10 protein-coding genes and 2 pseudogenes are annotated in these 8,482 nt (G+C 60.3%); 5 read left to right on the top strand and 7 right to left on the bottom strand.

Features of this window, described 5'->3' with window-relative positions:
- Positions 1-94: pseudogene (locus ACFWW4_RS18075) on the top strand (IS5/IS1182 family transposase); the annotation flags it as partial.
- 70 nt (positions 95-164) lie between these two features.
- Here ACFWW4_RS18075 and ACFWW4_RS18070 read toward each other — a convergent pair.
- Together ACFWW4_RS18070 and ACFWW4_RS18065 are read right to left on the bottom strand one after the other, a co-directional pair.
- Positions 165-430 (bottom strand): annotated as a pseudogene (locus ACFWW4_RS18070) (phage integrase N-terminal SAM-like domain-containing protein); the annotation flags it as partial.
- Positions 431-620: 190 nt separating this feature from the next.
- Complete coding sequence (locus ACFWW4_RS18065) at positions 621-1,967, bottom strand: amidase (protein WP_411892136.1); 1,347 nt, start codon at positions 1,965-1,967, stop codon at positions 621-623.
- 44 nt (positions 1,968-2,011) lie between these two features.
- On the opposite strand from ACFWW4_RS18065, the gene ACFWW4_RS18060 reads away from it, so the two are divergent.
- The 3 genes from ACFWW4_RS18060 (at position 2,012) to ACFWW4_RS18050 (ending at position 5,026) form a co-directional block, all read left to right on the top strand.
- Complete coding sequence (locus ACFWW4_RS18060) at positions 2,012-3,259, top strand: UbiH/UbiF/VisC/COQ6 family ubiquinone biosynthesis hydroxylase (RefSeq protein ID WP_411892135.1); 1,248 nt, start codon at positions 2,012-2,014, stop codon at positions 3,257-3,259.
- A 118-nt stretch (positions 3,260-3,377) separates the two neighbouring features.
- Entirely contained in the window at positions 3,378-4,403 is a 1,026-nt protein-coding gene (locus tag ACFWW4_RS18055) for a serine hydrolase domain-containing protein (RefSeq protein WP_411892134.1), read from the top strand.
- 185 nt (positions 4,404-4,588) lie between these two features.
- On the top strand, positions 4,589-5,026 hold the full coding sequence (locus ACFWW4_RS18050; protein WP_411892133.1) for a hypothetical protein: 438 nt from the start codon (positions 4,589-4,591) through the stop codon (positions 5,024-5,026).
- On the opposite strand, the gene ACFWW4_RS18045 is transcribed toward ACFWW4_RS18050, so the two are convergent.
- The 3 genes from ACFWW4_RS18045 to ACFWW4_RS18035 are packed head-to-tail and all read right to left on the bottom strand — an operon-like array spanning position 5,014 to position 6,773.
- On the bottom strand, positions 5,014-5,193 hold the full coding sequence (locus ACFWW4_RS18045; RefSeq protein ID WP_411892132.1) for a Trm112 family protein: 180 nt from the start codon (positions 5,191-5,193) through the stop codon (positions 5,014-5,016). The genes ACFWW4_RS18050 and ACFWW4_RS18045 overlap by 13 nt on opposite strands.
- Positions 5,190-5,831, bottom strand: a complete 642-nt coding sequence (locus ACFWW4_RS18040; RefSeq protein ID WP_411892139.1) for an LON peptidase substrate-binding domain-containing protein — start codon at positions 5,829-5,831, stop codon at positions 5,190-5,192. The genes ACFWW4_RS18045 and ACFWW4_RS18040 overlap by 4 nt, the downstream gene beginning before the upstream one ends.
- 27 nt (positions 5,832-5,858) lie before the next feature.
- Positions 5,859-6,773, bottom strand: a complete 915-nt coding sequence (locus ACFWW4_RS18035; RefSeq protein WP_411892131.1) for a tetratricopeptide repeat protein — start codon at positions 6,771-6,773, stop codon at positions 5,859-5,861.
- 104 nt (positions 6,774-6,877) lie between these two features.
- Between ACFWW4_RS18035 and ACFWW4_RS18030 the strand changes: the two genes are divergently transcribed.
- Positions 6,878-7,297: an NUDIX hydrolase gene (locus ACFWW4_RS18030; RefSeq protein WP_411892130.1), complete on the top strand. Its 420-nt coding sequence runs from the start codon at positions 6,878-6,880 to the stop codon at positions 7,295-7,297.
- A gap of 22 nt (positions 7,298-7,319) precedes the next feature.
- On the opposite strand, the gene ACFWW4_RS18025 is transcribed toward ACFWW4_RS18030, so the two are convergent.
- On the bottom strand, positions 7,320-8,033 hold the full coding sequence (locus tag ACFWW4_RS18025) for a phosphodiester glycosidase family protein (RefSeq protein ID WP_411892129.1): 714 nt from the start codon (positions 8,031-8,033) through the stop codon (positions 7,320-7,322).
- Positions 8,033-8,428: a 30S ribosome-binding factor RbfA gene (gene rbfA, locus ACFWW4_RS18020; protein WP_393932267.1), complete on the bottom strand. Its 396-nt coding sequence runs from the start codon at positions 8,426-8,428 to the stop codon at positions 8,033-8,035. Before rbfA ends, ACFWW4_RS18025 begins: the two co-directional genes overlap by 1 nt.
- Positions 8,429-8,482: the final 54 nt, after the last annotated feature.

The raw sequence follows: 8,482 nt of genomic DNA, 5'->3' as shown, positions 1-8,482 counted from the left end.
CCTGCCGAGCGTCGAATGGCTGCTTGGGGATCGCGGCTATGATACAGATTGGTTCAGAGAATACTTGCAAGACAGGGGTACTCGGATATGTGTCCGGACGCCGTGATCTTATGCACCGTATTCCGCGAGAGCGCGTCGCTGTAGTTGCTCGTCCGCATGCCCGCCTCCTCCCGTCCGCAGGTCACGCCAAAGAAGAAGCGCAATAAGACGATCCTGACGTTGAAAATACTGGTCGATACTCCAATATCTGTCATGTGCAACTGGTAGGCGCGTAGCTTGGCCGGCGTCGCCGTATCGGGTGAGCGCCCGATGAAATCAGCAAAATACCTGACGCTCTGATATGGCCTTGCCGGGTCTTCGCACCCATCAAACGAATGCGCATATCTTTGATCATCCGTCCCCGCAGTGGCGTTGTTTTATCCTCTTTCATGAAACTCTCCCGTCAGCAGATTGAGAAAACCCAATCATCAGACAGGTCAATAAGAGCGCAAAATACGCAACTTCAGGATCAGCTCAATACTTCAGCCACAAGCGCCATTGCTGCGGCAGCGGCTTCGTCCTTCCGCCCAGAATCCAACGTTATCTGGCGTTCAACAAGAGGCTAACAGTCAGGTCCCAGGTCAGCCCTGTGACCCGTGTTCAGCAAGCACCTGCTCTGCCGCCGCGCAAAGCCGTAGCAGCCCCGCCTCACCTCCTGCCGGGGCGTTGAACATGATCCCGCATGATGGCACGCCGGTGGGCAGCGTGATTGCACAGGTCCCCATCAGGTTCGCGACCCGTGTATTGCGCAGCGCCAGTAGGTTTTCGGTTTTGTAATAGGCGTCTTCGGCCAGCAGCCGGTCGGCATTGGGAGGCAGGATGGGCGCCGTTGGCATGATCACCGCATCAAAACCCGTCGTCGCAGCCGCATATTGTTTGCGGATGTCATGGACGAGGTTCCATCCGGCCACGTAGTCCGCCGCCCGCACATCCCGCCCGCCCCGCACCCGTTCGAGGATTTGCGGGAACATCTTTTCCGGATGCGCCTCAACCCGATCCCGCCACCAGCCATAGCTGTCACCGGCGAAAAGCGCCCCGGCCACGTCAAAGGCCTGTGTCAGCGCCGGAAATGCCCGTCGGCTGACGGTGGCGCCGGCGTCCTGCAATTCCGCAACAGCCTTGTCGAACGCGGCCTTGGGTTCATGCCTCACATCATCAGAGACGATGGTTTCGAGTAGCATCAGGCGCGCGCCGGACAGCGTGTGCCCGGCCAGATCGGCGGCTTTCGTGCCTTCCAAGGCAGCCAGCAGCAGGTTCGCATCCTCGACGGACCGGCAAAGCGGGCCGATGGTGTCGAAGGTCAGACAAAGCGGCACCACCCCATCCAGCGACAGCCGCCCGTGGGTCGTTTTCAGCCCCACCAGATCGTTCCACGCCGACGGAATGCGGACAGATCCGCCCGTGTCCGACCCGATCCCGGCCGCTGCCAGCCCGAACGCCACAGATGCGGCCGCCCCCGATGACGATCCGCCCGGCACTGCGTCGGGATCGTTGATGCACGGGGGCGTCGCTGTGATCGGGTTCAGGCCGAGCCCCGAAAACGCGATTTCGGACATATGGGTCTTGCCCAGGCAGACCAGCCCGGCGGCTGTTGCCGTCTGCAGCACATAGGCGTCCGTTTCGGGCACGCGGCCCGCCATCAGGGTGGTTCCCGCCTCAGTCGCCACCCCGGCGGTGTCAAACAGGTCCTTCCATGAGACCGGCACCCCGTCGAGCGGACCGCGCCGGAACCCGGATTTGGCACGCGCGGCGGCAGCAGCTGCTTCGGCCCGGGCCCTGTCATGGGTCACGCGCGCATAGATGCGGTCGCGGTGTTCATGGGCGTCGATAGCATCCAGATAAACTTCGGTCAGCGCGACCGGGTCAATCGCCCCAGCCGCAATTCCGCGCCCCAGATCAGCCGCGCGCATCCATCGCCAGTCCTGCATCGTCGTCTCCCTAATTTTGGCCGACGGTAGCGGCCATCAGGCGCATGGACAATCCCGGACGGGTGCGCATAGTGCGGCGCATGAAGACGGATATCATCATCGTGGGTGGCGGGCTGAATGGTCCTGCCCTTGCACTGGCCGCAGCGCAGGCGGGTTTTGCGGTGACCATCATCGACGCCCTGCCTGTAGACCGGCGCAAGAAGCCGGATTTTGACGGACGGAGTTATGCGCTCGCCCTCGCATCCACACGTCTGCTGCGGGGTATCGGGATCTGGGATATGATCAGCGATCACGCGCAGCCGATGCTGGAGATCAAGGTGACCGACGGGCGCGCCGGCGAAGGCCCCTCCCCTTGGATGATGCATTTCGATCATGCCGAGATCGAGGAAGGTCCGATGGGCTACATGGTCGAGGACCGGTTCCTGCGCCGTGCCTTTCTTGATGCCATGAAGGCGGACAAGCGGATCACCCATCTGGCGCCTGAAACTGTGGTCGCGCAGGAAGTTGATGGCCCTCGCGTGACCGTCACGCTGGCCTCAGGCAATACCGTGACCGGCGCTGTGTTGATCGGCTCTGACGGGCGCAGCAGCGGGACGGCGGAACGCGCCGGGATCAAGCGAACCGGCTGGGGTTACGGGCAGACGGCCGTAGTTTGCGCGGTGGCTCACGAGAAACCCCACGGTGGCATTGCCCATCAATTCTTCATGCCGGGTGGGCCGCTGGCCATTCTGCCGCTGACCGATAATCGCAGTTCCATTGTTTGGAGCGAGACGGACGCGCGCGCGGCGGAGCTGGCGGCGATGAATGATGCGGATTTTCTGGACGCCTTGCGCCCCGCGTTTGGCAGTTTTCTGGGGCAGATCAGCCTGACAGGGGCGCGGTTCACCTACCCGCTGGGGCTGACGTTGGCCAACAGTTTTATCGCAGATCGGTTGGCGCTGGTCGGCGATGCCGCCCATGGCGTGCATCCGATTGCGGGGCAAGGGCTGAATGCGGGGCTGCGCGATGTGGCGGCCCTGACAGAGGTGCTGGCCGAGGCGCGCGCACGCGGCGAGGATATTGGCAGCCCGGTGGTGCTACAGCGTTACCAACAATGGCGGCGCTTCGATACGGCCACACTTGCGATTGCGACGGACACGTTCAACCGGTTGTTTTCCAATGATAACCCCCTGCTACGGGCCGCCCGCGATATCGGCATGGGGCTGGTCAACGCCGCCCCCGGCCTGCGGCGCGGCTTTATCCGCGAGGCAGCGGGGCTGACAGGGGATTTGCCGAAACTAATGCGGGGGTGATGGGCGACTGGTTCGCGAAATGGTGCGGTCGCATTTTCGGCATCTGATCATGTCCGCTTTGCGCTTGTTTTGGTCATCGTGACACATCAGATTAGACAAACCCCGACGGAGAACCGCTATGAAATCCCTCATTCTGTTTGTCTCGGCAATTGTATTTGTTAGCCCGGCGCTGGCCGAAACAGCGACGCGCGAGATCTTGGCTGCTGCGATGGCTTCTGACCATCCAGTTATTGTCGCCGCACGCGACAGCGCTGGCACAATAGACGTCGAAAGCGGGATTGACGTCAAAGTCGCAGGCGCCGACGAGATCGTGGACATTGGATCGATTACCAAGACTGTGACGGCCATCGCAGTCATACATCTTATCGAAGATATGGGCATGACGACCCAGACGACGCTTTCTCAGCTTTTGCCGAATGTGCCTCGGGACAAGGCTGAGATAACCCTTCATCAACTGCTGACCCACACCTCTGGTATCATCGAGTCGACAGGCGATGACGAAGAAAAACTGTCACGTTCCGCATTCCTTGAACGCGTATTTGAAGCGCCATTGGATGCCGAACCTGGTGCAGTTCATTCCTATTCAAACGCTGGATATTCCATACTCGCAGCCATCATCGAGCTACAAAGTGGTCTGGATTATGAGGGCTACCTCATTGAGCGCGTGATCCCGAAGGGTTTAGATCCCATCGGCTATGGGCAGGCGTATGATCAAGATCGGTCCATAATCAGCAAGAGACTCTGGTTGACCGGGTATCAGCGCCTTCACGTCGCTGAAGCAAGCTGGGGTGGCTCTGCGCCGGGGTGGAATCTTGTAGGAAACGGGGGGCTTGTAACGACAGCCGAAGGCTTCTTGTCGTTCTGGGCGGCATTCCTTGATGGAGAAATCGTAGGCGAAGACTACGTGGCTGCAGCGCTGGTTCCTCACGTCGATGAGGGTGAAGGTGACACATTCTATGGGTACGGTCTTGTGGTCGAACCGCTTGATGATGGCGGTCTACTTTTCTGGCATAATGGTGGCAATGACATCTTCTCGGCTGAATGGCGTCACCATACCTCGTCGGGAACCACCTTCTTTTCAGCAGGAACGGGCGAGTCCGCTTTTGAGGCAATGGCAAGTATTGTGAAAAACATCCGCTCCTGAGAACAAAGCGGCGCTCGCATTGTGAACCGATCAGAGCCAGTTTTCCTAGAACCGGTCATTCCCGCGTTGCGCAGCATCGACAAAGATGGGCTCACTGCCGATATTCCCCCAAAACACCCGGTACACCCACGCTGGTTGCCGAAATCCACATGCCGATGGTACGTTTCGACCGGTGGAGGGGTCTTATGTGGCATGTTATCGGTAATTTAATCGCTGCCCCGATCTTTGCGGCGATTGGAGCCATCGGGGCGATCCCGCTGGTCATGTATTGGGCGGTCACCAGAGACAGAACCGATGCGGAGATAGTTCAGGCCCTTCTTGTCGTCGCCGCTGTCGTTTTTCTGGCCGTACTTTTTACACCGAAATCAAAGGCCGGGCTGTTTCGCGGCCTGTTCCTGTCCGGCCTCTTGCTGGTGGCGGGTGGGTCCCTTGTGCTGGCAGGGATCTGGGGAGGGTTCCAATCGAGCTACGCAGAGGCCCAAGGTATGGAAAAGTTGGGCTCGGTCATTTTTGGCAGCGCGTTGAGCAGCGTCCCGATTATTGCGCTCGCCATCGGCCTTATCTTTGTCTTGCTGAGCCTGCGCCGCCGCAAGTCGGTTCCGGCAACTGATCAATCCAGTTGACGCGCCTCATCCATCAGCATCACTGGGATCCCGTTGCGGATGGGAAAGGCGACGTTGCCGGGTTTTGAGATCAGTTCCTGCTTTTCAGCGTCATAGCTGAGGGTCGCCTGCGTCATCGGGCAGACCAAAGCTTCGAGCATTTTGGGGTCGAAAGCTGTTTCGCTCATTGCATGACTTCCTCACCATTGCCGCCGCGCAGGGCAAATTCGATCAGGGTGGTCAGCGTCTCGCGCCGCGTGGCGAGCGATGGGGCCTCCAGCAGGGCCTGCTTGTCTTCGGGATCAAACGGGCAGAGCATGGAGAGCGAATTGATCAGCAATTCATCCTCAGCATCGCCGAGACTGTCCCAATCGGTGGACAGGCCCCGATCCTCAAAAAACCGGTTGAGCGCGTCCATAAAGGCGGGTCGGTCAAAATGCGGGTCCTTTTCGACGGCTCCCAAATCGCGTTCGAACCCTTGCCAGTTGACCTTGCACCGACGGTAGGGTGTGAACCCTTCGACCTCTTCCACGATCCGGAAGCGGGACGCGCCGGACAGGGTGATCATGTAGCGCCCATCCTCGGTTTCGGAGAACGCTGTCAGCTTGCCCGCGCAGCCGATGCTGTGCAGCTTGCCGGACGCCCCCGGCGCATCATAGGGCTGCACCATGCCGATCAACCGGTTCGAGGTTTTCAGCACATCATCCAGCATCGCCAGATAGCGCGGTTCAAACAGATGCAGCGGCAGCCGCGAGCGCGGCAAAAGCAGCGCGCCCGGCAGAGGGAACACCGGAATGGTGTCTGGCAGATCAGTGGATGATATCATGATCATCGATCTAGCCCGCCATGGCGATCAGGCAAATATCAGTGACGACAGTTTTCTGCGACCGTTCAGCACCAGCGGATCCTTGGGATCATGGGCATCGAAAATGGTGAAAAGCTGGGTTTTTGCGGCCCCGTCGTTCCATTCCCGATCACGCCGGAACAGTTCCAGCAGTTCACCCACCGCCTCTTCGGCCTTGCCATTGGCGTGCAGGGCAATCGCCAGATCAAACCGGGCCTGATGGTTGTCCGGCTCGGCCTCGACCGTGGCTTGCAATTCGGCTACGGGGCCAGCATGCGCCGCCTCACGCGCCAGTGTGATCTGGGCGTGCACTGCTTCCAGCAGCGGATCGGTTGAAATTTCGGCTGGTGCGCCATTCAGGATTGCCTCGGCCTGATCGACGTCGTCCAGCGCCAGATAGGACCGGACCAAACCGGCATAGGCGGCGGCGTTGTTCGGTTCTTCCTGCAGGATCGCGGCAAAGGTTTCGGCGGCGTCCGTGGCCGCCCCTTCGTCCAGCATCTGATTGGCGGCTTCGATTGCCGCACTCAGCCCTTCGGCTTCGGTATCACCGCCGAGGGCTGCGATTTTTTCGACAAAGGCGCCGATCTCGGACGGGGGCAGCGCGCCCTGAAAACCGTCGACGGGACGCCCCTGGTAAAACGCATAGACGGTGGGGATCGACTGCACCTGCAATTGGCCCGCATAGATCTGGTTGGCGTCCACGTCGATCTTGACCATCTTGACCCGGCCACCGGCCTTTTGCACGGCCGCCTCAAGCGCGGGGCCAAGTGTTTTGCACGGGCCGCACCACTGCGCCCAGAAATCCACGATGACGGGCACGGTCTGCGATGCCTCGATCACGTCGGTTGCAAAGGTGCCATCTGTTCCATCAATGACCAGATCAGCGGCGGGGGTGGATTGGGTTTCGCCAAGTTCCAGCATTGTCATCTCCTCTTTGAGCTTGGCCCCTATATGTGCGCAACAGGGGCCGACGCCAAGGGGTATTCGGGCTTTACCGTCGCCGCAGGGGCCCCTAGCCTCCAGCCATGAGCAAGACACTCCCCACCCGACCCGTGCTTGGCGCGATTGCCGTTGTGTTTCACGAAGGGCGTGTCCTGTTGGTCCGCCGCAAGAAAGAGCCGGACGCCGGTAAATGGGGTTTTGCGGGCGGTCATGTGGAACGGGGTGAAACGGCACTGGCCGCAGCGGCGCGAGAATTACACGAGGAAACGGGCGTGGTGGCGACGCCGGAACGATATCTGACAAACCTTGATATCATCACGCGGGACGGGGACGGCGTGGTCGCGCATCACTTTCTTCTGGTGGCGGTCTTGTGTCGCTATGAACGCGGCACACCTGTGCCGTCAGATGATGTCAGCCATGCGGAATGGGTTGAGATTGCGAGGGTCGCCGCGTTGGACCGTAGCGAACATGTCGAGGAGATGATCGACCTGGCCACGACGTAAGATGGGTTTTAACCCATCGCCCCTATTCGATCACACCCACAATCGGTCCCAGCTGAAACCCGATATCGGACCGGCCCAGCGCGGGCGCATGGAGCCGCGACACCTTGCCATCGAAGTAGAGCGCGTTGGGGAGTTGCAGGTAATCCCGAAAGAAGCTGCCAAATTCGTGGAACGTCACCGGGTCGTTTGAAATTGCAAAGATGGCCGTCTTGCCATCCGCTGTTGTGCCCACCCCGTTGCGCACAAAGCGCGATGTGCCGTCCGGCAGAAACCGGGGGTGCAGCGACCCGTCAATCACCAGCATCGGCCCGGATTGCGTCGCATCCCGGCACACAGGCGCCTGGTCAACATAGGCCAGTGTTTCGTAAACGCGGGCGCTGCCTTCGTTGATGCAAAGCACACCATTGGGCAGTAGCCCAAAATTGCCCGGCCCGGCATTGGTGATGACCCGCATCTTTTCAACGCCGTTTTCGATGTAATGCCCAACCGGCGCGCGGTCATCGTGGTACATGCCAGCGTTCATCGCAAAGGTCAGCGTTTCGACATCCAGCGAGGCCTCGATCGCACTGAAGCTGCCGAGCACATTGCCATCATCATCGGTATGAAACAGCCGCAGCGCATCAGTGTTCAGGTTAACGGTGCAGGTGGTGTAGCTTTTGCCGTCGTAATCCACATCCGCGCAGGTGACGGCAGCAGCGGGCGATGCCCAAAGCAGTACAACGAAAAGCCAGCGCATCAGTCGTCGAGGTCCTGCCTTACATGATCCTCCGCCAGAAGGGCGCGGGTGGCATCCATCTGGTCAAAGGTCCCGTCGATCTCAAAGCGCAATTCGGGCGCGAATTTCATCGTGCCGCCCTTGACCACAAGATGTCTGATCTCGTGGCGGTTGCGGCGCAATGCCTCCAGCGCCTCCTCTTTCCCCTGCCCGCCCAGAGGCAGCACAAAGGCCGTCGCGATGCGCAGGTCCGGGGTCATCCGCACCTCGCCCACGGTGATGGACATGCGCGCCAGATCGTCGTCATGCACGTCGCCGCGCTGCAACACCTCTGACAGGATACGGCGGAACTGTTCGCCCACACGCAGCATGCGCTGCGTCGGGGCCTTGCCGTCACGGTTTGAATTCTTTGCCATGCCTTCCATTTACGCGCCGTTGGCCCTGATGCCAAGCAAGGCTTTGCGCGCGGG

Origin of the sequence: Yoonia sp. SDW83-1 (genome assembly GCF_046762885.1) — a bacterium.
Lineage (GTDB): Bacteria > Pseudomonadota > Alphaproteobacteria > Rhodobacterales > Rhodobacteraceae > Yoonia.
This window is presented reverse-complemented; position numbering and strand designations above follow the sequence as displayed.

Coding starts and splice junctions, on each gene's coding strand:
- rbfA (WP_393932267.1), bottom strand. CDS start 8,428: ATGGCAAAGAATTCAAACCGTGACGGCAAGGCCCCGACGCAGCGCATG.
- ACFWW4_RS18045 (WP_411892132.1), bottom strand. CDS start 5,193: ATGAGCGAAACAGCTTTCGACCCCAAAATGCTCGAAGCTTTGGTCTGC.
- ACFWW4_RS18055 (WP_411892134.1), top strand. CDS start 3,378: ATGAAATCCCTCATTCTGTTTGTCTCGGCAATTGTATTTGTTAGCCCG.
- ACFWW4_RS18035 (WP_411892131.1), bottom strand. CDS start 6,773: ATGCTGGAACTTGGCGAAACCCAATCCACCCCCGCCGCTGATCTGGTC.
- ACFWW4_RS18060 (WP_411892135.1), top strand. CDS start 2,012: ATGGACAATCCCGGACGGGTGCGCATAGTGCGGCGCATGAAGACGGAT.
- ACFWW4_RS18040 (WP_411892139.1), bottom strand. CDS start 5,831: ATGATATCATCCACTGATCTGCCAGACACCATTCCGGTGTTCCCTCTG.
- ACFWW4_RS18065 (WP_411892136.1), bottom strand. CDS start 1,967: ATGCAGGACTGGCGATGGATGCGCGCGGCTGATCTGGGGCGCGGAATT.
- ACFWW4_RS18025 (WP_411892129.1), bottom strand. CDS start 8,033: ATGCGCTGGCTTTTCGTTGTACTGCTTTGGGCATCGCCCGCTGCTGCC.
- ACFWW4_RS18050 (WP_411892133.1), top strand. CDS start 4,589: ATGTGGCATGTTATCGGTAATTTAATCGCTGCCCCGATCTTTGCGGCG.
- ACFWW4_RS18030 (WP_411892130.1), top strand. CDS start 6,878: ATGAGCAAGACACTCCCCACCCGACCCGTGCTTGGCGCGATTGCCGTT.